This window comes from Anaerobacillus sp. 63XJN7_5_ISO-PGPR-S23-430 (assembly GCF_056173695.1).
The window spans coordinates 555,098-579,667 of record NZ_CM149686.1 but is presented as its reverse complement, the minus strand read 5'-3'; the positions used below and the strand labels follow the sequence as shown (position 1 = coordinate 579,667).

Annotated in this window: 27 protein-coding genes; 8 read left to right on the top strand and 19 right to left on the bottom strand. The window is 38.6% G+C overall.

Going from position 1 to position 24,570, the window contains the following annotated elements; genetic code table 11:
* Nucleotides 1–26: 26 nt before the first annotated feature.
* The 6 genes from AC0VYJ_RS03185 to AC0VYJ_RS03160 all read left to right on the top strand — a co-directional run bounded on the left by AC0VYJ_RS03185 (nucleotide 27) and on the right by AC0VYJ_RS03160 (nucleotide 4,472).
* The gene (locus AC0VYJ_RS03185) at nucleotides 27–248 is read left to right on the top strand and encodes a DUF5342 family protein (protein WP_194220027.1); all 222 of its coding nucleotides are present in this window, start codon (nucleotides 27–29) and stop codon (nucleotides 246–248) included.
* A 57-nt stretch (nucleotides 249–305) separates the two neighbouring features.
* Entirely contained in the window at nucleotides 306–521 is a 216-nt protein-coding gene (locus AC0VYJ_RS03180; protein ID WP_283153046.1) for a hypothetical protein, read from the top strand.
* A 173-nt stretch (nucleotides 522–694) separates the two neighbouring features.
* Entirely contained in the window at nucleotides 695–1,585 is an 891-nt protein-coding gene (locus tag AC0VYJ_RS03175; protein ID WP_430243175.1) for a PucR family transcriptional regulator, read from the top strand.
* Nucleotides 1,586–1,755: 170 nt separating this feature from the next.
* Nucleotides 1,756–2,853: an ABC transporter ATP-binding protein gene (locus AC0VYJ_RS03170; RefSeq protein ID WP_430243174.1), complete on the top strand. Its 1,098-nt coding sequence runs from the start codon at nucleotides 1,756–1,758 to the stop codon at nucleotides 2,851–2,853.
* 175 nt (nucleotides 2,854–3,028) lie between these two features.
* Entirely contained in the window at nucleotides 3,029–3,820 is a 792-nt protein-coding gene (locus tag AC0VYJ_RS03165) for a transporter substrate-binding domain-containing protein (protein WP_430243172.1), read from the top strand.
* The gene (locus AC0VYJ_RS03160; RefSeq protein ID WP_194220031.1) at nucleotides 3,813–4,472 is read left to right on the top strand and encodes an amino acid ABC transporter permease; all 660 of its coding nucleotides are present in this window, start codon (nucleotides 3,813–3,815) and stop codon (nucleotides 4,470–4,472) included. The genes AC0VYJ_RS03165 and AC0VYJ_RS03160 overlap by 8 nt, the downstream gene beginning before the upstream one ends.
* Nucleotides 4,473–4,509: 37 nt before the next feature.
* On the opposite strand, the gene AC0VYJ_RS03155 is transcribed toward AC0VYJ_RS03160, so the two are convergent.
* The 6 genes from AC0VYJ_RS03155 to AC0VYJ_RS03130 all read right to left on the bottom strand — a co-directional run bounded on the left by AC0VYJ_RS03155 (nucleotide 4,510) and on the right by AC0VYJ_RS03130 (nucleotide 9,896).
* On the bottom strand, nucleotides 4,510–4,758 hold the full coding sequence (locus AC0VYJ_RS03155) for a hypothetical protein (RefSeq protein ID WP_194220032.1): 249 nt from the start codon (nucleotides 4,756–4,758) through the stop codon (nucleotides 4,510–4,512).
* 76 nt (nucleotides 4,759–4,834) lie between these two features.
* Nucleotides 4,835–5,050, bottom strand: a complete 216-nt coding sequence (locus AC0VYJ_RS03150; protein WP_194220033.1) for an alpha/beta-type small acid-soluble spore protein — start codon at nucleotides 5,048–5,050, stop codon at nucleotides 4,835–4,837.
* A 470-nt stretch (nucleotides 5,051–5,520) separates the two neighbouring features.
* On the bottom strand, nucleotides 5,521–6,882 hold the full coding sequence (locus AC0VYJ_RS03145; RefSeq protein ID WP_430243169.1) for a TrkH family potassium uptake protein: 1,362 nt from the start codon (nucleotides 6,880–6,882) through the stop codon (nucleotides 5,521–5,523).
* 254 nt (nucleotides 6,883–7,136) lie between these two features.
* A complete protein-coding gene (locus tag AC0VYJ_RS03140) occupies nucleotides 7,137–7,841 on the bottom strand; it encodes an alpha/beta fold hydrolase (protein WP_475366504.1) in 705 nt (234 codons plus the stop codon).
* 75 nt (nucleotides 7,842–7,916) lie between these two features.
* Nucleotides 7,917–8,489 carry a hypothetical protein gene (locus AC0VYJ_RS03135; RefSeq protein WP_194220036.1) on the bottom strand — a complete coding sequence of 191 codons (573 nt, stop codon included), beginning with the start codon at nucleotides 8,487–8,489 and terminating at the stop codon, nucleotides 7,917–7,919.
* A gap of 3 nt (nucleotides 8,490–8,492) precedes the next feature.
* Nucleotides 8,493–9,896 carry a SpoVR family protein gene (locus AC0VYJ_RS03130; protein WP_475366503.1) on the bottom strand — a complete coding sequence of 468 codons (1,404 nt, stop codon included), beginning with the start codon at nucleotides 9,894–9,896 and terminating at the stop codon, nucleotides 8,493–8,495.
* A gap of 171 nt (nucleotides 9,897–10,067) precedes the next feature.
* On the opposite strand from AC0VYJ_RS03130, the gene AC0VYJ_RS03125 reads away from it, so the two are divergent.
* Entirely contained in the window at nucleotides 10,068–11,033 is a 966-nt protein-coding gene (locus AC0VYJ_RS03125) for a bile acid:sodium symporter family protein (RefSeq protein ID WP_475366502.1), read from the top strand.
* Between the two features lie 38 nt (nucleotides 11,034–11,071).
* On the opposite strand, the gene AC0VYJ_RS03120 is transcribed toward AC0VYJ_RS03125, so the two are convergent.
* The 5 genes from AC0VYJ_RS03120 to AC0VYJ_RS03100 all read right to left on the bottom strand — a co-directional run bounded on the left by AC0VYJ_RS03120 (nucleotide 11,072) and on the right by AC0VYJ_RS03100 (nucleotide 14,812).
* Nucleotides 11,072–12,151: a mechanosensitive ion channel family protein gene (locus AC0VYJ_RS03120; RefSeq protein ID WP_475366501.1), complete on the bottom strand. Its 1,080-nt coding sequence runs from the start codon at nucleotides 12,149–12,151 to the stop codon at nucleotides 11,072–11,074.
* 81 nt (nucleotides 12,152–12,232) lie between these two features.
* On the bottom strand, nucleotides 12,233–13,120 hold the full coding sequence (locus AC0VYJ_RS03115; protein ID WP_475366500.1) for an EamA family transporter: 888 nt from the start codon (nucleotides 13,118–13,120) through the stop codon (nucleotides 12,233–12,235).
* Nucleotides 13,121–13,406: 286 nt separating this feature from the next.
* The gene (locus tag AC0VYJ_RS03110) at nucleotides 13,407–13,595 is read right to left on the bottom strand and encodes a hypothetical protein (RefSeq protein WP_194220041.1); all 189 of its coding nucleotides are present in this window, start codon (nucleotides 13,593–13,595) and stop codon (nucleotides 13,407–13,409) included.
* A 113-nt stretch (nucleotides 13,596–13,708) separates the two neighbouring features.
* The gene (locus AC0VYJ_RS03105) at nucleotides 13,709–14,278 is read right to left on the bottom strand and encodes a TlpA family protein disulfide reductase (RefSeq protein ID WP_475366499.1); all 570 of its coding nucleotides are present in this window, start codon (nucleotides 14,276–14,278) and stop codon (nucleotides 13,709–13,711) included.
* A gap of 273 nt (nucleotides 14,279–14,551) precedes the next feature.
* Nucleotides 14,552–14,812, bottom strand: a complete 261-nt coding sequence (locus AC0VYJ_RS03100) for a metal-sensitive transcriptional regulator (protein ID WP_194220043.1) — start codon at nucleotides 14,810–14,812, stop codon at nucleotides 14,552–14,554.
* Between the two features lie 157 nt (nucleotides 14,813–14,969).
* On the opposite strand from AC0VYJ_RS03100, the gene AC0VYJ_RS03095 reads away from it, so the two are divergent.
* Nucleotides 14,970–15,158 (top strand): hypothetical protein, encoded by a 189-nt coding sequence (locus AC0VYJ_RS03095; RefSeq protein WP_194220044.1) that lies wholly within the window; start codon nucleotides 14,970–14,972, stop codon nucleotides 15,156–15,158.
* A 137-nt stretch (nucleotides 15,159–15,295) separates the two neighbouring features.
* Here AC0VYJ_RS03095 and AC0VYJ_RS03090 read toward each other — a convergent pair whose 3' ends face one another.
* The 8 genes from AC0VYJ_RS03090 to lepB form a co-directional block, all read right to left on the bottom strand.
* Nucleotides 15,296–17,035: a phospho-sugar mutase gene (locus tag AC0VYJ_RS03090; protein WP_475366498.1), complete on the bottom strand. Its 1,740-nt coding sequence runs from the start codon at nucleotides 17,033–17,035 to the stop codon at nucleotides 15,296–15,298.
* A gap of 191 nt (nucleotides 17,036–17,226) precedes the next feature.
* Nucleotides 17,227–18,762 carry a bifunctional GNAT family N-acetyltransferase/carbon-nitrogen hydrolase family protein gene (locus tag AC0VYJ_RS03085; RefSeq protein ID WP_194220046.1) on the bottom strand — a complete coding sequence of 512 codons (1,536 nt, stop codon included), beginning with the start codon at nucleotides 18,760–18,762 and terminating at the stop codon, nucleotides 17,227–17,229.
* A 190-nt stretch (nucleotides 18,763–18,952) separates the two neighbouring features.
* Nucleotides 18,953–20,527, bottom strand: coding sequence for an IS1182 family transposase (locus tag AC0VYJ_RS03080; RefSeq protein WP_475366497.1), 1,575 nt, complete (start codon nucleotides 20,525–20,527; stop codon nucleotides 18,953–18,955).
* Nucleotides 20,528–20,697: 170 nt separating this feature from the next.
* Nucleotides 20,698–21,135 (bottom strand): CBS domain-containing protein, encoded by a 438-nt coding sequence (locus AC0VYJ_RS03075; protein ID WP_194220066.1) that lies wholly within the window; start codon nucleotides 21,133–21,135, stop codon nucleotides 20,698–20,700.
* Between the two features lie 77 nt (nucleotides 21,136–21,212).
* Nucleotides 21,213–22,082, bottom strand: coding sequence for a ComEC/Rec2 family competence protein (locus AC0VYJ_RS03070; protein WP_475366496.1), 870 nt, complete (start codon nucleotides 22,080–22,082; stop codon nucleotides 21,213–21,215).
* A 167-nt stretch (nucleotides 22,083–22,249) separates the two neighbouring features.
* Nucleotides 22,250–23,416, bottom strand: a complete 1,167-nt coding sequence (gene yhbH / locus AC0VYJ_RS03065; RefSeq protein ID WP_194220048.1) for a sporulation protein YhbH — start codon at nucleotides 23,414–23,416, stop codon at nucleotides 22,250–22,252.
* A 285-nt stretch (nucleotides 23,417–23,701) separates the two neighbouring features.
* A complete protein-coding gene (locus tag AC0VYJ_RS03060; RefSeq protein WP_194220049.1) occupies nucleotides 23,702–23,869 on the bottom strand; it encodes a hypothetical protein in 168 nt (55 codons plus the stop codon).
* A gap of 59 nt (nucleotides 23,870–23,928) precedes the next feature.
* Entirely contained in the window at nucleotides 23,929–24,486 is a 558-nt protein-coding gene (gene lepB / locus AC0VYJ_RS03055) for a signal peptidase I (protein ID WP_194220050.1), read from the bottom strand.
* Nucleotides 24,487–24,570 lie beyond the last annotated feature (84 nt).

The window sequence follows — 24,570 nt, the reverse complement described above, 5'->3', positions numbered from 1 at the left end:
TAAAAAAGGTGATTTGGGGGAATACCATGATTTCGCACTTTCAATATAAATCAGTTGGATCAAAAATAAGAAAACCTAAATGGGAAGTATCTTTTTTCTATCAGGGAACATATTATCGTACTCTTTATCTCCATACTGGCCAATTCGAATGGTATCAACCTGCTCCACCTGAATCGGAGCAAAACAAACTGCAATCTCAAATTCATGAGCTCATGCTTTTTCACGTCTATGAACAGCAGGACTCATAATTCTCCTGATTTCTTCACATAATAACCCTATTCAAAGAAATAGGGAGATGAAAAAGGATGCCGAACAAAAGAACTGAAGACTCTCAGTACGAAGGTCGCGATAAATACGATATGGACATTGACCGTATGGTTAATGAAGGAATGGCCGGCGGTGCCGTTCATCAAAGTTACAAGCAGGCTCAAATCGAGGAAGCTATTCCACTCATGGAACAGGAGCCACCACATCGTTCAGGTAAACAAAGAAGAAATGATGATCAACAAAACTATTCATAATCACATAAAAGTAAATGCTTTTCATTCGTTCACTGAAACTGAACGAAGACAATCACTGCTAATTTAGAAAAGAACCTCTTACACATATAGAGGTTCTTTTCTTTGATTCATTATTAATTTGTGTTCATCATTACGTTATACTATATGTTAACTGTTACTTAGGAGGGGCACTTATGAATGCAAAACTAGCTGAACTATATGGAAATGATTTCGTCGTTACCTCCGATCAACCTGATCTTTTCCACTGGTATAGAACAACCGATGGTGAACGATTTGGCATACGTAAAACGCGACTAACAAACGAGGAAAATGAGTTATTAAATGCCTTCTTCCCTACTGTCCGACTGGAAAATGAGTCCATGACTCTTACCCAAAAAAAATGGACATCTCTTCTTTTTGAGGACGATCTCAGCGTTGACCTTACAATAGATCTCCCAATTCGATACATACATTTCAACCTCAAAAATGCTCCATCAGATCTATCCGATTTCACAGAAGCCATGACCGGCTTATTTTCAGAAGAAACTGTACTCCTATTTGAAAATGACAAAGAAGGTCTGCTCGTTCAAACAAATGAATTTGACGAACAGATGGTAGATGAACTTAAACAAACAGCTGCTGCACTTACTGCCGACTTTTTCACAGGCATGTCTCTTTTTGTCGGACAAACGATTCAACAATATGATAACAGCCATTTAAAACGGATTTATAAAGCCGAAAAAAAATGGTTCTCAACAGGACGAAATCTTATGCCATCACAAATGGTATTTACGCACCAGGATATGGTCCCGTCCGTCCTCTTCCACGAGGCAAGTGACGAATCGATTGATTACTTAATTAAAGCTATCGAACCCGTACAACATGACACAGAGCTTTTGAAGAGTATTCGCATCTACTTAGAATCTAACTTAAATATTACTCTTGCAGCCAAACAACTTTATGTACATCGAAATAGTCTTCAATATCGTGTGGATAAATTTATAGAGAAAACAGGAATTGATGTAAAAAGTTTTCAAGGAGCTGTGATGGTTTACCTTTCTCTTCTTGCGATGGAACTGCGTTAATAAACGCAGTTTTTTTACCTTTTTCAACAATATTACGTATAAATAATGGCATTTCGTACAGAATGCACAAAACCTATTGGTATTTTTGTGCACGCTTCCAATTTACGATAGCGTTTTCATAGAGTAGACTTAGAACTAGCAAAAGAGTTCATTTCTTAGGAGGCATTAACATGGCAGAGATCGCTCTCAATCACATTTACAAAAGATATGATAACAAATTTGAGGCAGTAAAAGACTTTAACCTGGATATTAAAGATAAGGAATTTATTGTTTTCGTAGGTCCTTCTGGTTGCGGTAAATCAACGACGCTTCGTATGATTGCCGGCCTTGAAGATATCTCAGATGGAGACCTCGTTATTGGTGATCGTCGCGTCAACGACGTTGCACCAAAAGATCGTGATATCGCAATGGTATTCCAAAACTATGCCCTGTATCCTCACATGAACGTATACGATAACATGGCATTCGGATTGAAACTACGCAAGTTCGACAAAAAAGAAATTGAGCGCCGCGTAACGGACGCTGCTCGTATTCTTGGGCTTGAAAGCCTATTAGATCGTAAACCTAAAGCACTCTCTGGTGGTCAACGTCAGCGTGTAGCATTAGGACGAGCGATTGTTCGTGATCCACAAGTGTTCTTGATGGATGAGCCTCTTTCAAACCTTGATGCAAAACTTCGTGTTCAAATGCGTGCTGAAATTTCTAAGCTTCATCAGCGTCTACAAACAACGACTATCTACGTTACTCACGACCAAACTGAAGCGATGACGATGGCAACGCGTATCGTTATTATGAAAGATGGGCTTATCCAGCAAGTAGGCTCACCAAAAGAAGTATACGATGCACCTGACAACGTCTTCGTTGGTGGCTTTATTGGATCTCCTGCAATGAACTTCTTCAGCGGTACATTAGAAGATGGCTATTTCAAGCTAGGTGATATTCAAGTGAAAGTTCCTGAAGGAAAAATGAAAACCCTTCGTGAACAAGGATACTTGAACAAAGAAGTTATGCTTGGTATTCGTCCTGAAGATATCCATGATGAGCCTGTCTTCATCGAATCTTCACAGGATACTAAAGTAAGTGCTGTCATTGATGTAGCCGAATTGATGGGTGCTGAAACATATCTTTATTCCAAAGTAGCTGATCAAGATTTTGTAGCTCGTGTTGACTCTCGTACGGATATTCAAAATGGTCAAAACATCAGCCTTGCTTTTGATATGAACAAATGTCACTTCTTTGATACTGAATCAGAACTGCGCATTCGTTAATAAAATGATAGGGAAAGCTTCCTCTTAAACCGAGGAAGCTTTTTTTATTTATCTTCTTGCATGAAGCGGTAAATTAACGTCAATAATGTTTCTTGATTGACTTTAAGTTAAATGCTAACTACAATAAATTTAGAATTCACATCAATTTTGTAGGAATTAAAAGGAGGATGTTATTTTGAATAAAAAATGGATGCTAGGGTTGGTGCTTGCATTAACACTTACTGTACTTGCTGCCTGCGGTAGCAATGATAATACAGAAAATAACGAAGAAGGCAGTTCAAAAGAGCAAGAAACCCTATTAATTGGAACAGAAGCAACTTATCCACCATTCAGCTATCGAGATGATAATAACGAAATTACAGGTTACGATGTCGAGGTTGCACGTGAAGTTGCCGATCGTATTGGAATGAAAGCCGAATTTAAAGCGATTGAATGGAAAGGACTTCTATCTTCACTTGAAACAGAACGCATCGATATGGTCGCCAATCAAGTAACGATCACAGATGATCGTAAAGAGCAATTTGATTTTACAGAACCATACACTTATTCAGGTGGACAAGTGATCGTTAACGAGAATAACGATGATATTAAAGGTATAGAAGATCTTGAAGGAAAAACCGTAGGAACTACCCAGGGAAGTAACTATGCTCAGGCTGCTGAAGAAGCTGGTGCTGAAACGAAAATCTACAAGGGCGCTAACCAGGTGTTAACAGATCTTAGTAACGAACGTAACATTGAAGCAGCGATGAATGATCGTCTCTTCATTTTAACTGAGCTTCCTGAACAGGATTATAAAGTAAAAGGCGTTGGAGAAACATTCAACAAAACAGAAATGGCCTTTGCCCTACCAAAAGGAAACGAAGAGCTTATTGAAAAGATCAACGGTGCACTACAAGAAATGAAGGAAGATGGAACGCTTGCAGACATTTCTAAAGAATATTTTAATGGAGAAAATGTAAGTGAGTGAGACAACTGATGTGTTAATAAATTCTTTGCCCTTTCTTCTGGAAGGGGCGAAGAATACACTTCTACTTAGTTTCTTTTCAATATTTGGTGCCCTATTAGTTGGTTTATTCATCGCTTTGTTACGTCTTTCAAAAAGCAAAATCGCATCTGGAATAGCGAAATTGTACGTCTCGTTCTTTAGAGGCACACCTCTTCTTATTCAATTATTTATTTTGTATTATGGTCTTGTTTCAGTGGATATTCAATTAACAGCCTGGCAGGCCGCCTACACTGGACTTATTTTACATTTTGGTGCTTATATTTCAGAGTCATTTCGCGCAGCTATTCTCTCCCTATCAAAGGGACAATGGGAAGCCGCAATGTCACTCGGTATGAAAAAATCGTTAATTTACAAAGAGGTTATCCTACCTCAAGCATGGAGAAGAGCCATTCCACCGGTGTGGAATTCTTTAATTGATATCGTTAAAGCCTCTTCTCTTGCTTCAGTACTTACGATTTCAGAATTAACCTATAACGCAGATCAAATTGCCGCATCAAACTTTAAAGTCTTACCAATCTTATTAACAGCAGCCTTCATCTACTGGTTCTTTACAACGATTCTCAATGTCATTCAAAGCATTCTTGAGAAAAAACTATATATCCCTTCTTCTTAAATGGAGACAAAGAGCTGCCAGACAAGGCAGCTCTTTGCTATGTACTCCATTCTTCAATTAAGTAAACATCATTCCAACCACAAGTTGGACATGATAGAAGATGAGGACATTCATGTGCTTTACTTATGAATCCGTCCATTTTTTTAGTCGACTCAATCGATTCATAGGCACTGTACTCATCGTAATACTCTGCTTCTCTTCCCTTATCTGTTAGTTTATCTTCACATACCTGACAAACAAGCTGGATAGCAGCAAAGCTATTACAGAGTGGACATTCAAAAGACATGCTACCCTCTCCTTCTATGTATCAAATCACGCAAGAAGGGATGGACAAGTCCACCCCTTACAGCCATGGTATAAAATTATTTTTGGTAACCGCCAAGCTGTTGTTCAGCCATTTGAACCAAACGCTTTGTGATTTCTCCACCAACAGATCCGTTAGCGCGAGAAGTTGAATCTGGACCAAGTTGCACTCCGAATTCAGTAGCGATTTCATACTTCATCTGGTCGATAGCTTGAGCTACACCAGGTACTACAAGGTTGTTAGAGCTTCCTTGTCTGTTTTGTTGTTGAGCCATGTCAATCACCTCCTTTGTACAACTAGTTTGTGAATTCCCGATATTTATATACCAATTTTTTTTGGTAAATATGACCATGAAAAGCGGAGGCGAGCGTTTAGAAACGGAGATATTGGAGCTCTTGAACTAGAACACGCCTTTTGTGTTCTGGTGAAAGAGTGAAATATCGCAGTTTCTGCGAGTCGCAGCTAGACATGAAAAGCGGAAGTGGGCGTTCAGACACGGCAGGCACTGGAGCCTTTTCATTTGAACACGGTCTTTGTGTTCGGATGAAAAGGTGAAGTGACCGAGTGTCTGCCCACTGCAGCTAGACACGACAAGCGGAAGTGGGCGTTTAGACACGGCAGGCACTGGAGCTAGACATAAAAAGCGGAGGCGAGCGTTTAGAAACAAGAATATTAGAACTTAAGAAAACTTAAAAGTATTCAACAAAAAAAGCAAGGGGATCATATCCCCCTGCTTTTTTATAATTAACCTATAATCACTCGTTCAGTTGGATAATGGTATCTTTCCCGAAGAACTGTTCCTCGAATAAGGAAGAGGAACGAAAGAATTCCAATTCTACCAATAAACATCAAACACATGATAACAATTTTGCCAAAAGTACTTAAACCTGGTGTCACGCCCATCGATAAACCTGTGGTACCAAAGGCTGACGATACTTCAAAAATAATAGCCACGATTGGATATGGTTCTGAGAAGGAAAGCATAATAATTCCACAGCTCCACACGATAATCGCCACGGTAAACACAACAAAGGCTTTATGAATATCCTCATGATGCAATTCTCGTCCAAACACTTTAATTGACGTACCACCCTTTGCAAAGAAGAAAATAGCGAGTAGCACAATCGCAAATGTAGTTGTACGCACACCGCCACCTACGCTACTTGGAGAAGCACCAATAAACATTAAGGCTGACATCAACAACTGTGTAGGCTCTTGAAATTGATTTACATCCATTGTAGATAGGCCACCACTACGCGTTGTCACTGATTGGAACATGGCATAGAAGAACGATTCATGCCAATTCTTACCGGCAAAGAATGAATTCGCTTCAAATGCCCAAATAAGGATAGCTCCTGAAACAACGAGTACAAAGAAAGTCATTGTTGTTAATTTAGTAAATAAAGAAAATTTATATCGATGGCTATTCTGTCTAGCAAATAAAAAGTTTTTAACTTCAATTAACACAGGGAAACCAATGGCTCCTGTGATAATTAATAATATATGAATAAATTGAACGAAATAGTCATGTGCAAATGGCTGAAGAGAACTTCCCGTAATATCAAAACCGCCGTTTGTCGTTGCACTTACTGCAGCAAAAAATCCCTGAAGGTAAGCTTCCTGCCATGTCTCAAAGAAGCGAAGGTAATAAGTACCAAGGACAAGAGCGCCAACTAATTCAATTATGAAAATTAATCCAAGAATTTGCTTCATCAATTGTACTAAGCCAGACAATGTGGATTGGTTTTGATCAGTCATTATCAGCTGTCTTTCTTTTAATCCGATCTTCTTGCCCATCACAAGCCAGACAAACGTACCAAGCGTCATAATACCAATCCCGCCAATTTGAAGGACAGCAGCAAGAATAAAGATTCCAGGAACGCTAAAAGTATCCGATATCGACACAACAGAAAGACCTGTCACGCTTACCGCACTCACGGCTGTGAATAAGGCATCAATAAAGGATAGCTGCACGCCAGATTGATGGGCAATCGGTAAACCAATTAGAAAGGTAGAAACCGTTACCGCTATTAAATAAAACAAAACGATTAACTGAACAGAAGTTAACCGTATCCGTCGAAAACGAGATCTTAACAAAGCATCCACAGCCTTTTCACGTAATACATTCTTCCATCCCCTCTGAGGGTTGGTTCATCACATTCCCTATCTTAACCCATATACGCTCTCTGTCAATCTCTTTCCTATATCATCCATTATTGAGAATCTTCTTACGTATTATTCCTCATTCCCGTTTCTTTAAAAAGAATCCCTAAATAATTGGCACGCTTGAGTAAAGTAAAACGTGACAAAAGAAATAAAACCAAAATAAAGAACCATCATAGACGGCTCTTTATTTTGGTTTATTCTTCTATCCACGTTGTAATTGTTCGAACAGCCTCGTTGATTTGTTGATCAGAAGTGAGGGAACCTGGGTTATCACCTTTTTGTTCGCCATACATGCCGTAGTTGGCATGGTTGCCCCCTTCAATAATGTGTATCTCTGCTGAAGAAGAGAGCAACTCTTCTTTTTCTTTTTGATCAGATAGGACTGCCACTCCATCATCTTTACCATAGATCGTAAGCGTCGATATAGACAGTTCAGACATATCTTCAATTGGATAAGCTGCAAGTAAAAACAACCCTTGGATTTCATCAGGATGTTCGATAGCAAATGATGATGCCACAGCGCCTCCGAGAGAATGACCACCAATGTACCATTCCCCTACATCGTCATATTTACTTATCATTTCAGATGCTTTATCTCCATCTAAAATGGCCAGGTTCAACGTCAGACGAGGGATCACTACAAAATAACCTTCCTCAGCAAGCTGGTGAGCTAAAAAAGCATATGCCTCTTCCTCTACCTTGCCGCCTTGATAGAAAATAATCCCCTTGTCAGCATGTTGTGATCCAAATGTTAATTCACTTTCATTTGACTCTTCCATGTACTCTAAAGCTTCCTGTGTTGGTTCATAAGACGCTTTTGCCCAGAAAAAGAAGACGATCGCAAGAACTAGTAATATCAGTGGAACGATAACTAACAGTCGTTTCATGAACTTCTTCATTTGAGATCCCCTTTATATGTGCATTATCACATATATAATACGATAGATCTCATACCTTCACAATAGTTGCATCGGTTAAAATGAGCGTTGTTTTCCCAGGCTAAGAAGCGAATTAATTTCACATTGATATACCTTCGCTTCTTTTGGACCTATTGCTTCTCCCACCTTGGCTTGAAGGATTGTAAGCCGTTCTATCTCTGATTGAGTTAAATAAACTGGCGATGGACTCATAATCCCTTTAACAACTGAGCCATTTGTTTCGCTCTCGTAGTGATACGTTTGAATGTTTTCACTCTGAAGCCGGTTGTTATTTTGTTCAACAATTTGATCTGTTTTTTGCTCGATATAACGCTTTAGAAAAGCGCTGCTCCCGAACCCTGTAAGTAGCGCTAAATAGAGTAAGTATTGACCTGAAGCTGTTTCAATAAATAATAACGTCGTTAATATCCCACCAATTCCACCAACTAGTGGCTCTTTTATTGATCCAATATTATAATAGACTGCATTATTTTGTTGATTGACTACTTTTCGAAACCGTTGAAATTCACCTGAGATCAGGATATTACCAATCCCTCCTAAAGCACCAGCTAGCGTTATGGAGAGTAGATACAGCCAGAAATGATCGCTTAAGTCACTCAGGAAATCCATTTGCTACAAGTACCTACGATGCAACTTCTTTCCATCATATGAAAAGAGAACTTCCTTATCCTCCACTCGCGTTTCCATATGAACCGGGCGCCCCCATAATTGATGTACATACGGTAGAACTCGCTCTAAATATTGAAGATCAAGCTCTGTATCTTCAAAAGAATGATGAAGGTACATTTCTCCAGCTTTCATGTAGTTCCCGTCGCTTACAGTTAAATATGGGAATCCACCATTTACTCTCATTGTCACTAGCTGATCACGAATATGCTCCCATTCTTTATCAACTATTTTGTAATCGCGTCCCTTCTTTTGGAACAAATACAAATCTTCTTTATATACAAGATCCTTTGTAAGGTAATTCCTAATAAATGAAATATCAGCTTCCACTTCACGAACTTCAAACATCTTCTCTCTTCCTTTACCTACTTCGAATCCGCGCTGCTTCATTTCCTCTGTAGGATGATCATACACTTCCTCAATATGCTCAAAGATTTTAAGACCGAGGTAATAAGGATTAATGCGTGTTCGTGAAGGTTGCACAACATTTGCATTGAGTGAAGCGAATTCAATTGCTTCATCCGTCGTTAAATCCATTTCACGAAGAATTCGCTGATGCCAATAACTTGCCCATCCTTCATTCATGATCTTTGTTTCAAGCTGTGGCCAGAAATACAGCATTTCCTCTCTCATCATCGTCATAATATCTCGCTGCCAGTCCTCAAGCTCCGCGCTATATTCCTGAATGAAGAGAAGAAGATCCTTTTCGGGTTGCGGTGGAAACTTCTTCTTTTTCGTCGGAGCTGGCTCGTCCGCTAGCTCATCCTTATCGATTGACCACAAATCATTATATCGAGAATCAGGCTTCACTGGAATCGGGGTTTCATCTTGAAGATTATACGTCAATCTTGGTCTCATTATCGAAGGATCAATATGTTCTTGTATGGAGAGAACAGCGTCAAGAAAGCTCTCCACTTCAGCCTTTCCATAGTGATGCTCATAATAAGCGATCCGTTCAGCGGTTGCTGTCATACTCTCAACCATGTCTCTTCGCGTATTTGAAAAACGAATATTATTCTTAAAGAAGTCACAGTGAGCAAGTACATGAGCAATAATGAGTTTATTCTGAATTAAACTATTCGTATCTAACAGAAAGGCGTAGCATGGGTCAGAATTAATAACAAGCTCATAGATTTTACTTAGCCCCAGGTCATATTGTAGCTTCATCTTATGAAATTGCTTACCAAAACTCCAATGTGAGAAGCGAGTTGGCATTCCATAAGCTCCAAACGTGTAAATAATGTCTGCTGGACATATCTCATAACGCATAGGGTAATAATCGAGCCCAAACCCTTTTGCTATTTCTGTAATCTCTTCTATAGCGTAAAAGATTTCTTTCTCTGTAGACATGTCATTCCCTCCTAAATGAATTGCTTACTAATATGTATGACCGGACAAGTAGGTTCATGAGTAACGTGAAAAAATCGTTATTCAAAAATGTTTTATTAAATTGTCAGATTCTATTGAAAATTGCACGAATAGGCGTATAATCAGGATTAAATTTTCTAAGGATGTGATGAAATGAGAGCTCTTGAGAAGGCAAGTCATTTTGCGGGGAATACTTTTGCGATTTGGGTCATTCTTTTTGCAGTACTCGGGTTTATATTCCCTAATGGATTTACATGGATTACATCATACATAACGATCTTACTCGGAGTTATTATGTTTGGCATGGGGATGACCTTATCTGCAAAGGATTTCAAGGAAGTAGTGAAACAACCAAAAAGCGTTGCTATCGGTGTAGCTGCACAATTTATTGTTATGCCTTTGCTCGCTTACGGTCTGGCCGTTATTTTTCAATTACCAGCTGAAATTGCTGTCGGTGTAATTCTGGTTGGATGTTGTCCTGGGGGGACTGCTTCAAACGTCATCACTTACTTATCGAAAGGAAACACAGCTTTATCAGTAGCGATCACAGCCGTTTCTACACTACTGGCTCCTTTAGTAACACCTGCTCTCGTTCTCTTATTTGCGAGTCAATGGCTACCTGTATCTGCAGGTGATCTTTTCCTTTCCATCTTCCAAATGGTCGTTATTCCCATTACACTTGGCTTTGTAGTAAAACTAATTTTTAAAGAAAAAGTTGCTGAGAGTATTAAAGTCCTTCCACTTGTTTCAGTTATCTCAATCGTCGCTATTGTTGCAGCAGTCGTTGGGGCAAGCAAAGACCGGATTGCAGAAACGGGACTCATTATTTTCTCAATTGTTATTCTTCATAATATACTTGGCCTTGTCGTTGGCTACTTTCTTGCCAAATTAATGCAACTCCCTGAACCCGATCAACGCGCCATCTCGATTGAAGTCGGGATGCAAAATTCTGGTCTAGGCGCAGCACTTGCTTCTGCTCATTTTAATCCCATCGCCGCAGTACCAAGCGCTATTTTTAGTGTATGGCATAACATCTCTGGTCCGATCCTAGCTACCATTTGGAGCAAAAGAAAACCTTCTACTAAAGAGCAAAAAGCCCTTACTAAAAAAAGCGCATAAGAAAAGGCAGGTCTCTCCATGGAGGACCTGCCTTTCTTTTAGTTATACATTTTCTCTTCTTCATGTGATGGAGTAGTTTCCACATGGAGAGTTTGTGTAGGAAATGCAAAAGCAACATGTTCTTCTTCCATTATTTTCATAATTTTAAAATTCACATCTTGTTTTACATTCAAAAAGTCCCCCCACGTGGTTGTGTTGGTAAAGAAATAAAGAAAAACATCAAGGCTGCTATGATTAAACTCATCAAATGACACAAATATAGTCTCGGGATGAATTTCTTCATGATCGCGAAGCATTTTCTCAATTCGATTAATACACGTTTCAAGTCTTTCTGATGGTGTATTATACGTTACTCCTAAATGAAAGGTAATTTGCCGCTTACCCATTTTGGACCAGTTCGTAATATTCTCATTCGCTAATCGCGCGTTCGGAACTGTCACCAGCGCCTGGGCAAAAGTACGAATTTTAGTACTTCTAAACGTAATATCCTCAACCACGCCTTCTACACTCGGTGTTTTAATCCATTCACCGATCGAAAATGGCTTCTCAGTAATGATCACTATTCCACCGAAGAAGTTTTCAATCGTCTCTTTTGCAGCAAGAGCAAACGCTAAACCTCCAAGTCCAAGCCCAGTAATGAAGCCGTTAACGTCATAGCCGAATTCTCCTGCGATAACACTAAACGTCATAGCAACAATTAAAAGACGAAGTGTTTTTGATAGAAATGGAATAAGAAGCTGATCAATTTTTAGATTATATTTGCTGTTAACTGTTTGGAAAAACAGTGATGACGATGAGGAAAGGTTATATAATCCCCATGCAGTAAGAAAAATTAACGACGATCTCATAATCTCTTTATAAAATTCATTATGATGATCTAGGAATGACACGTAACGTACAGAAATATACAAACCAATTATTACGAATAACATTCGTAACGGCCTCTCAAAAGCAAGGAAGAGGTGTGTGAAAAATTCTGTAGAAGACTTTCTACTTAATTTAAGAAAAACATTAAATATATATTTCGCGAAAATTTTCCTCATTACTAGAAAAAGAAGGAAAATACCGAGTGCAATACCAAGTTCAATCCATGTGTCTTGAATACGTAACAATTCCATTACGCAACTTCCCCTTTACAAAAATAGGTTATAAGGATATACATTCGTTTTCTAGAACTTGTATTTGTCAGTTACAGAGAATTATGCTGCTTTTTTTTCTGACTGTTGGTCATAGCTTACATTCCACTGGGAGATGACAATGCCAATCAAAATCAACAAAACGCCTCCCCATTGAACAAGATGAACCGCTTCGTGAAGAAAAATCGCCGATAAAAGCACTGCCGCTGGAAGCTCTGAGGAACTTAAAATCGTTCCAACACTTGAACCTACTTTAGGTACACCAATGGCCATAAATAAGACCGGAAATATATTTCCGAGAAGCGCTAAAAACAAACCAAACATCCACCATTCAACTGATATATCCCCTTGGAAAAGTGACTCAGGGGAGAACATAGTTAAGACGAGAATACCAGCTATTGTAACCATATAAAAGCTTTTTTGAACAGCAGGAACTTCTGCTGATGTTTTACTCATAATAAAAATATAGATGGCAAAACAGATTGCTGCAAGAAGACCCAGTAAAATACCGATCGGATCATAAATGAATTCCTTAGCTCCTACTACTCCACTCGCTAGAAATGTCCCTATGAGGAGAATAATAACTGATACGAACGTTTTAGGTTCTGGCCATCTTTTTTGACTGAGAGAATCAAGTAGGAGGCCGATCCAAGTGAATTGAAAGAGAAGAAGCACCGCAATAGAAGCTGGCAGTTTGGATACAGCAAGCGTATAGAAAATAGAAACACAACCGATAGCCACTCCACCGATTAGAATAAATTTTAAGCCTTGTAATTTTAGTTTTTTCTTAGAAAGAACAACGAGAACTATTAGAACGAGCCATCCAATAAAGAATTGACCAGCTAATAATTCTCCTACTGAAAATCCTTTAGAAATCCCTATTTTCGTAATTGTAGACAATGAACCTAAACTACATCCTGCAAATAAAACAAGTAATACATATTTCCACATTCAATGATCCTCCCATCATTTATCTCATGTTTACCTTTTTTAAAGGAATTCAATAAATGGTATAAAAATAAGACAATAAAAAAATCGCCCCCTGTCGAACAATCGACAAAGGGCGATGAAAATGAAAGGTTTTTCTTTCAGAAAAATCGCCGTCTAACCTGTCTGAGGCTAGTTTTAGTATATATAAATCATAAGCCCTAATCCCCGTCTCGTCAATAAGAGCTGTAAAACTACAAATGAACCATAGGAACGAGATGCGAAAATAATTTATAGCATTCGTATACTTCTAATAAATCTGATAGATCCCCGTCGTAATGAGATAACCCACAAGTAAACCAAGAAAAACCGACATTGAAATGTAGGACCATTTTGATTTAAATTCAATCCCAACCCCATTCACTGGCTCATAAATCCAGCTATATTGGACAAATCCCAACATCAAAAACAACATGACACCAAATCCTAAATTAGTCACAGTTCACTCCCCCTTATGCGTCAACTGTTTGTCCTTCGCAATTTTAAAACATCGTTTCTTTTAAAGAACGATTGAGCGAACGGAAGCTCATACCTCTCCTAACAATACCTCTTTTATTCCACTGAAGAGGCCAACTCAACCATTTGGTCTTTACTCATAGGACCTATTACCCTCTTCATTATTATACCATTTTTGTCAACTAAATACGTCGTTGGAATTGTTATAGTAGCGAAAGTATTTGTTTGATCACCATTTTCATCCAACAATACTGGAAAGGTAAGAGCATATTCTTTCACAAAATCTTCCACAACTTGAGAAGAAGATTCGTTGGTCGTAATATTTATAGAAAGAATTTCTGCATCGTATTCCTCTGCCTTTTCTTCATAAAACTCCTGCATATCCGGCATTTCTTTTTTACAAGGGGGGCACCAGGTCGTCCAGAAATTAATAAAAGTTACCTTCCCTTTGTAATCAGAGAGGCTCACTTCTTCCCCTTCTAGTGAATATAATGTAAAATCAGGTGCCTTATCTCCTTTTTGCAATCCTACTTCAACAGCTCCTGACACTTGCTTCGCTGGTTCTGCTTGATTTATAACGTTAACATTCTTATTATCCGTAAAAACTTGCAAACCAAAAGCTAAAAAACCACTAAGGACGACGATCCCGATTATCAAATTTCTCATTAGCTCCTCCTTTTACCAAAGAACATTGACTAAATGCCTAATTAACACATAGCTTCGTAAGTACAAATGTTGTAAATAGCAGAGTTTATCCATTATTCACTATCATACCGATTTTAGGTGGAACTATACCAAATACTTAAGACAACTATTGTCACAGAACATTTCCCATCTTACTTTTGAAAACGAAGGAGGGTTATGATTTATTGAGTCGTGTATCCATTTTAAAAAGGTACTAGGATTCTCATGATATTTTATTCAATATCCTAATAATCCTTAACGGCTCTTAACGAGAAGTTGAACAGCTTCCTTTACAACATCTTCTGTAGACTCGCCTTTATCAAGCTGTTCACGAATACACTCCTCTAGATTAGAACCAACTATTAAACCTATCGTACGGTCAATCGCCGTTCTGCTAGCAGATAGCTGAGTGATTACATCTTTGCAATCTTTCTCTTCTTCAAGCATACGAAGAACACCACGAATTTGACCTTCAACTCTTTTTAAACGGTTTTTCATTTCATTTGTATATTCCATGATATAACTCCCTTTCGTGTTCATTTATGTTTCTATGAATAAGAATATTCTGTCATAAATAAATTAATTTCTTGCTACTTCTCTTCATATATTGTAAAATAAATCGTAATTTAAGGATAGGAAAAAGGTTTAGTTCATTATAAGGAGGCAGTGCCTTTTGGATTTATCCGAAGATGATAAACGGTTATCTAAAATTTATCGAAAGATTGTTACCTCAAACGAGTATAAAGCAGGTAAAATTCTCGAGAAACTAGATAGCGAAACGAAAGACAAAGTATTTCATCTCATTCGTATGAACAAAGCTGAATACGAACATCAATTGAATAAACAACAACTTCACCAATAGTAGAAAAATCGGCGAAACTAGCCGATTTTTTTTCGTGCCTTAGTTTAGCATAAGACACATGTTGTGCTTTTAGAGGAAACTCATCAAGAAAACCAGGACGAGAGATTTGTCCTGGTTTTCTTTTTCATTATTTTATTTTATCCCAAACGTTCTTGAACCTTACCCATAACGGACGATCTAAGTTCAGCCAATTTGCTTTGACTGTTTTCAAGATTATCGCTATTTACGCCAAAATAAAATTTCACTTTCGGCTCAGTCCCTGAAGGACGAAGGCAGAACCATGATCCATCTTCTAAAATATATTTCAATACATTTGAAGTAGGCAATTCAATTTGCTCACTTTCACCACTACCTAAAAACGTTCTTTTGCTTGTCTCATAATCCTCTACGCTTTGCACTCGTAATCCAGCTGCTTCAGTAGGCGGCTCTTCACGGAATTTCGCAAGTAAAGAAACGATCTTCTCTGCCCCTTCTTTTCCTTTCAGTGTTAACGATTCAAGACCTTCCTGATAAAATCCATACTGTTCAAATACTTCGAGCAAACCTTCATAAAGCGTCATTCCTTTAGACTTGTAGAAAGCAGCAACTTCAGCTGCTACGAGGCATGCTTGAACAGCATCTTTGTCTCGAACAAAGTCACCAACAAGATAGCCATAGCTTTCTTCATAGCCAAATAGGAAAGTATGCTCCCCAGTTGTTTCGAATTCTTTAATCTTTTCTCCAATAAATTTAAATCCTGTAAGCGTATCATATGAAGTAAGACCGTTATCCTCCGCAATCTTACGACCAATTTCAGAAGTAACAATTGTTTTAAGAACTGCGCCATTTTCCGGCAGCTCTCCATTTTCTTTTTTCTGAGTAATGATGTAGTTCAACAATAGTGCACCTGTTTGATTTCCAGTCAGGACCACATACTTACCCTCTTTGTTTTTCACAGCTACACCAACACGGTCTGCATCCGGATCTGTAGCCAAAAGTATATCAGCATCCTCCTGCTCCCCATATTGAATGGCTAATTCAAACGCAGCATGTTCTTCTGGGTTTGGAGAAGACACTGTAGAGAAATTAGGATCTGGTAACTCCTGTTCTTTTACAACAGTTACATTTGAAAATCCATAAGCTTTCAAACCTTCCCTAACAGGAATATTCGCTGTTCCGTGCAAAGGCGTGAAGACGATTTTTAATTGCTCGCCCATTTTAGAAAGTAATTCTTGATTTACGCGAAGCGTTTTTAATTGTTCTACATATTGGCGATCAATTTCTGCGCCAACCATTTGAATAAGTCCTTTTTCTTTCAGTTCTTGTTCGGACGTAACCTTCACTTCTAACTCATTCTCAACACCGTCTACATAAGAAATCACTTCTGAAGCAGCCTTAGGTGGTAGCTGACCTCCATCTTCTCCGTAAACTTTATAACCGTTATACTCTGGTGGGTTATGACTCGCTGTGATAACGATTCCAGCGCAAGCATTTAAAGTTCGAACCGCGAACGAGAGCTCTGGAGTGGGGCGGAGTTCTTCGAAAACATACGTTTGAATGCCATGGCTCGAAAGGGTCTTCGCAGCTTCCATAGCGAACTCAGGAGACTTGTGACGCGAATCGTAAGCAATTGCTACTCCTCTTTTCTTGTAAGCTTCACCATGTGCATCTATGTATTGCGCAAGACCTTCAGAGGCTTTTCGAATCGTATATAAATTCATTCGATTCGTACCAGGGCCTATTTCTCCCCTCATGCCACCCGTGCCAAATTCAAGATTTTTATAAAATGCATCTTCAAGTGATTGGTCTTGTCCTTTTAATGCTTCAAGATCCTTTTTCAATTCTTCGTCAAGGGAAGTTGCTGATACCCATCTTTTATATTCATTTTTCCAGTCCATTATTGCCTCCTATTATGTAAATCTTCTTTAATTTTTATCAATTCGAGAAAACCTGTTAAAATCCTGCATTTTGGCTAGATTTTCTCCTTTTCTCTAATTATCATAATATGAATTGAATCGTACGCCAATGCTATATAGGAAAAAAACACCATTCGCTTAAATTCGACAAAAAAAGCAAGCCGCAAAGCTGCTTACTTTTTGTAATGTATCTCATATAAATCTTTTCGGCGATCTCGCAACTGGCGAACCGTACCAGATTGACGTTGTCTTCTAAGAATCTCAAGATCTACATCGCCTACCACGACAGTTTCAATATTCGGGTGACATTCACCAGCAATTCCATCTCTTGAAAAAGCAAAATCTGAAGGGGTAAAAATCCCTGATTGTGCATACTGAACATCCATATTCTCTACTTGAGATAAGTTACCAATCGTACCGGCAATGACTGTATAGATTTGGTTCTCAACCGCTCTAGCCTGCGCACAATAACGTACGCGTAAATACCCTTGACGATCATCGGTACAGAAAGGTGTAAATAGAATGTTAGCGCCCTTATCCGTCGCAATTCTTCCAAGCTCAGGGAATTCGATATCATAACAGATTTGGATCGCAATTTTACCACAATCTGTATCAAAAACTTCAATACCATCTGAACCATGAATTCCCCACCAGCGACGTTCATTTGGGGTAACATGAATTTTATATTGCTTTTCAATCGTTCCGTCTCTTCTAAACAAATAAGCAATATTATAGATCTTTTCATCCTCTAAAACGAAATGAGAACCACCAATAATATTAACGTTATACTTTACAGCTAATTCTGTAAAAAGCTCGATATACGGCTCTGTATATTCTGTTAAACGACGAACAGCTTTACTTGGTATTTTTTCATCCATGAACGACATTAGTTGTGTCGTAAAAATCTCAGGAAACACAGCAAAATCAGAACCAAAATCTGCTGCCACATCAACATAATATTCCACTTGGTTTGCAAATTCTTCAAAGGAAGAGATTTTCTTCATCGCATATTGTATCGCACAAATTCGAACGGGGAATGACGATCTAAAGTGTCTTCTTGTCACGGCTTTGTATTCAACGTTATTCCACTCCATTAAAGTAGCGAATTGCTTTGAAGCTTTATCATCTGGTAAATAGTTCGGATTTATTCTCATTACATTAAATCCATTCATGAGCTGGAACGTTAAAACAGGATCATATATGTTCTGGAACTTCACTTCTTCTACGTATTCTGATGCTTTCATTTCATTCGCGTGTTTATGGTAATTCGGAATTCGCCCTCCGATGATAATACTCTTGACGTTTAATTCTCGCGCAAGATCTTTTCGTGCCTCATAAAGACGCTTACCGATTTTCATCCTTCTATATTCCGGATGCACCATCACTTCAATACCATAAAGGTTATAGCCATCGGGGTTATGATTTGTAATATATCCTTCATCCGTAATGTCATCCCACGTATGCTGATCATCATATTCATCAAAGTTCACCATTAAGCTTGAACAGGAGCCTATGATTTCTCCTTCGAGTTCTACACAAAATTGCCCTTCTGGGAAAATTTCCAGGTGACTCTCAAGATGCTCTCTTTTCCAGGGATCCATTCCAGGAAAACATTTTTTCTGTAATGAAAGGATTTCATCTATATCTTCGTGATGAATTTGCCTAATCTCAATCTTTTTTTCGAATTTCGATACATCTAATTCTGACATATGCTTTCCCTCCACATTCCATCTATATTACTATGTACCCTATTTCCACATGATTCTATCCTGATTTTATCATAGGATGAACGAAATAGGAGGCTGGGACATAACTAGCTTGAAATAATGAAAAAAGGTTCCGTTCAGCGTTTTTGATGAACGGAACCTTTTTTGTTTGGTTATTCCTAAGATTATTGGATCACTCTGCACTCATGGCGGTGTACTTTCTCAAGTTCACCGCCATGAGCGCAAAGCCCATTTCATTTTTGACCTTCTCTTTGCCCCTTACGGACATCCGAGTGAAACCCAAAATAGCCTTCAGAAATCCAAAAACTGGCTCTACATCGATTTTCCGTTGACCGTAGATTTCACCTGTTTTTTCGTCCGAAAGCAGCTCTTTAACCTTATTCTTTTGTTGTTCCCACTTGGTATTGTAATAGATTCTCCGATTCGTGCCATCTTTGGTCTTTGTACATTGTTTACGTAAGGGACAACCGGTACAATCTTCGCATTCATAAACTTTAAATTCTCGTTTGAAGCCACTCCGGTCAGTGCGATGAGAGACGTAACGGAACGGCAACAGTTTCCCATTTGGGCATGTGAATAAATCTTCTTCTTCATTGTAGTCCCAGTTGGATACGCGAAACGTATCCTTCGTAAAGCTCTTCTTTTTCTCTTTGCGATAGGTATTGTACGTGATGAGAGGGATTCGCTTGCGATTCTCCAGGACATCGATGTAGTTTTCTTCGCTTCCATAACCGGCATCCGCGACGATGTAAGGTGGGAGTTTAAAGAAATCATTCTCCACACGATCTAGAAAGGGACGAAATGTGCGTGTATCCGTTGGATTCGGGAAGATATCATAAGCGAGCGTATATTGTCCCTCCGTCGCAATCTGGAGATTGTAACCGGCTTTGAGTTGCCCATTTTTCATATAGTCATCTTTCATGCGCATGAACGTGGCATCATGATCGGTTTTGGAATAACTGTTCCGTTCTTTGAAGATAGCCATATCGTTTTCGTATTTTGTTTTGCGCAATACGAAATCCTTCATTTGTTTAAGGAACTGCTTCGGTCCTTTTCGCTCTGAACGAAGCTTTTTTCGTTCGGTTACATCGGCACTGGTTTCAATCTTCTTATTGTATTCTCCGACTTTTTCTTCTAGCTTTTCTTCTATTTTAGAAAGTTCTTTAATGGAAAGTTGTTCTGGACTTTCCCGTTCGATTTCGGGGATCACTTCTTTTTCAATCAACTCATCGTACATCGCATTCGACTTTTCAATCAGACTCTCGCTGTACCTTTCAACAGCCTTGCGCCACACAAATGTAAACTTATTGGCATTCGCTTCAATCTTCGTACCATCAATAAAGATCGCTTCATCATCAATGAGGTCTTTTTGAACGAGCTGACAACGAAACTGTACGAAGCCCTGACGAAGAAGTTCTTTGACTTCTGGGTGGACACGGAACCGATTGATTGTGCGATAGCTGGGTTCATACCCTTGCGCTAACCACATCATCCGTACACTATCCTTGAGGAGACCTTCAATCTTTCTTCCTGAAAAAGCCGATTGGGTGTACGCACATAAAATAACTTTCATCATCATACGTGGGTGATAAGCAGGGCATCCCGTATCACGTAGGAACGCAGAAAAAGCTTCATCCGGAATCTGTTCGACCAACTCATGGACGGCATAGGCGATATCATTTTCTTGTAATTTCATTTCTAAATCTAAGGGCAAAATCACTTGATTCATGTTATAATCTTTAAACATAAGGGCACCTCCGATGGTTATTGTGTGGTAACTATAATTTTATCAGAGGTTGTCCTTATTTTATTGTTAAATTAAGATGAAAATATAGAAAGAGTGGCCCTGCGAACAAATTCTTTGTCCGCAGGGCCACTCTTATTTTAATTTACTGGGTTTTGTCCCAGCCTCTGTTCTTAACCTCGTGTTGTTCCATTCTGAGAAATGCTCGATAGTGCGGTGGCGGCCTCTTGATGATCAGGTGTTTTCGTCGCAAAATCTCCAAGCGAAACCATTCCCACTACCTGATTGTTTTCAACAATAGGCAATCGTCGGATCTGATTCTGAGCCATTAATGCCGCTGCTTCTTCTGCACTCATGTTAGATGTAGCTGAGACAATGTTATTAGACATACATTGGCTCACCTGACAATCCGCATTTCCACCAGTTGCAGTGGCACGAGTCGTAATATCACGATCTGTGACCATCCCGCAAAGCTGACCATTTTTCATGACAGGTAATGAACCAATATTATACTGATTCATTAGAGCCGCTGCTTCCTGGATCGATTGCTCTGGTGTAACGGATACGATGTTCTTAGACATGAGGTTTTGCAGATTGTTATGCACAAGCATTCCTCCCAAGGTGTATGATCGTTCAGACAAGAAAGGCGGTGCCTTTCAACATGTAGTGTAAGCTCCTTCGCCAGTTATTATTTATCCTTTTTATGTGAAATTAGGTTGTTATCAGTATGAAATACAATGTTCTCACCATCACTTGTAGCAATAATCGTCCCTATTTCATCTGTTCTTAAAACAGAAATATGATGTTCATTTAATCTCTGAATCACATTTTTATCTGGAAAATCATAACGATTATTTTTACCTACTGAAATAACAGCAGTCTCTGGGGTGACAGCTTTAAGAAATGTCTCTGATGTAGCCGAACTAGCACCATGGTGCCCCATTTTTAGAACATCAGATTTAAGCTGTTTCCTTTTAACGTTTTCTAGCATTTGCTTCTCTACTTCTATCCCAGCGTCACCCATCAACAGGAAGCTATTCTCTTTATGACTCAGCCGTAATACGGCACTATAATCATTAAAATCCTCGTACTCTGCTTCTTTGGAAGGTGAAATGACCTGTATATTCACCTGATGTCCTAGTTTTATTTTCATACCTTTTCGTGCCTTTTCTAAGGTAATGTCTTTTTTCTTCAATACCTTTATGAGGGACTTATAATGAACTGTTGGATAAGAAACATCGGGCATCATCACATTTTTTACATCGAAATTTTCTATCACATCATCCATCCCACCAATATGATCATGATGGGGATGCGTCGCCACAATATAATCTAATTGGCTAATGCCTAGCTTCTTTATATAATTTGAAACCGCTTCTCCATCACCATTATCTCCTGCGTCGACTAGCACAGCTTTTTCTCCATACGTGATTAAAATGCTATCAGCCTGTCCCACATCAATAAAGTGAACTTCAACCACATTTGATTGAGCTGTCACATCATAAGGCATCAATAATAAGATAAGAAGGGAAAGAAAAAGAAACCTAATGAATTTCATAATGATTCCTCCAACGCTTTACTTGTTATTAGTATGTACCTTCCTATCTGATCTAAAAGCAATGTTAACTTATTATGACTTCTCAATTTGTGGATCTTCTGAGTGAAAATAACAGCGTTTAATCGCATAGCCTAACTGAAAGAAAAAAGCTCCCCATTTTGGGAAGCTTATGAATGAATTTCTTCTTTTCGGAAGAAACTTTTCATTGCGTGATAGACGTCTTTCTTTTCTTTCAGAATATAATGCCTAAATTTAGGATCATGTATATTTTTGTAGGCACTCATCAGGGTGGAATGGCGATTATAAGCATTAACTTCTCCATATCCAAACATGTTCGAGACCTTCATAATTTGATTGACCAGTTTCACACATCTTGTATTGTCTGACGTCAGGTTATCGCCATCTGAGAAATGGAATGGGTAAATGTTGTAACGTGCTGGAGAATACTTCTCATCAATGAGTTCAAGCGCTTTGCGATATGCTGATGAGCAAATTGTTCCTCCGCTTTCTCCTTTTGAAAAAAAATCGTCTTCAGTGACGACTTTTGCTTCTGTATGATGAGCAATAAACTCAATCTCCACTGTTTCATATTTCGATCGTAGGAAACGTGACATCCAGAAGAAAAAGCTTCTTGCCATATATTTCTCCCATTTTCCCATCGAACCACTTGTATCCATCATGGCTAAAACGACGGCTTTAGATTCGCGCTTAATTTCTTCATTCCATGTTTTGAAGCGTAGATCATCTTGATAAATCGGTGCAATTGATGGTGTTCCACTAATTGCATTTCTCTTATACGCTGATAGAATTGTTCTTTTCTTATCAATATTACCCATAAGTCCAGTTTTTCGAATATCATTAAATTCTACTTTCTTTTTCACTACGTCGGCTGTTTCTTTTTCACGTAAATTCGGCAGTTCCAGTTCTTTAAATAAAATATCCTGCAGTTCTACCAGAGAAACTTCTGCTTCATAATAATCTTCTCCTGGCTGATCTCCAGCCCCTTCACCTTTACCGGCCCCAGGCTGTTTTTCCCCTGAACCATCTCTTGCCACAACGTCTCCCACCTGGCTATCGCCTTCACCTTGCCCAACATGCTTAGACTTATCATAGTTATAACGAATTTTATACTCATCAAGTGAACGTATTGGTATTTTAATGACATCTCGACCGTTAGATAAAATAATGTTCTCTTCACTGATGAGATCCGGGAGATTGTTTTGGATAGCATCTTGAACTTTTTCGGCATGGCGTTGTTGATCCTGATAGCCTTTTCGGTGGAGGGACCAATTCTCCTGAGAGACGACGAAATTGTTGGAGTCCTTGTCTTTCATGCCTTATTTCCCTCCTAAAAAAATTAAATTTCTAGCGAAAATTTATTCAATGATCGATGATCGCTCATGATGTTAGTTCAGAAACTTAACCCTAATGTGGACTTCCTTCGGCTGCGTTGAATAGTATACTTTATCCTATGCAAATACAAGCGATAATTGACAATTAATTCTGACAAATACAGCTTTTATTGCTCTAACTACTCGAATTGGACGACTTTCATCCATTTATACTTATGTTTTATCCTTCTCAGTTTATATTCAAAAAAAAAACTCCCTTATTGGGAGTTACTCTGTTTCATTTTCCTTTTTGTGTTGAATCGGATCTGGACGTTTACCCTTTTTCTTAATCTCATCATTTGTGTCTAGCTCTTCCATCTCTTTACCGAGTTCGGCCATTTCTTTTTCATTCATCGCCATTGAACTGTTCTCAGGTTTTTCTTTATGATCCGCCATCTTGAATCACCTCAATAGTAATAGTACCCCGATTCTCTTCCTTAATAACCATATTTAGTTTATTTTTGGAAAGTGAAATCAATTTTCTCAAGTGGCCAGTAGCGTAGATTTACTTCCCCTACTACTTGATTCATTGGTACGAAACCAATATGCCTGCTATCATAGCTATGTCTTCGGTTATCCCCCATGAGAAATAAATATCCCTCGGGCACCTCTGATTTTCCAGTTTTATCTTCAAGATGGAAATTCTCAGTGAGGTTCCCGTTAAAAATATCTTTCTTATAACGCTCAAGATAAGGTTCTTTTATTTTCTCACCATTCACATATAAAACATCATTTTTATATTCGATCGTATCTCCTGGAAGACCAATAACTCTCTTAATATAGTCTTCTTCTTCATTCGCATGAAATACAACAAGATCAAATCGATCAGGCTCTGAGACTTCATAACCAATTTTATTAATAATTAAACGATTCCCATCTTGGATCGTTGGCATCATTGATTCACCATGAACGACATAGTTCGTTATGAGAAATTCACGAATAACAATCGCCAGGACTACAGCTATTGAAAAAGCCTTGATCCACTCCCAAAGCGGATTGCGTTCCTTCTTCATCTCAAACCTCTTTTCAATACGTCTTTACGTCTAATCTATCACTCATAATAAGCCGGCACAAGCACACACGTATTTGATAGCGAT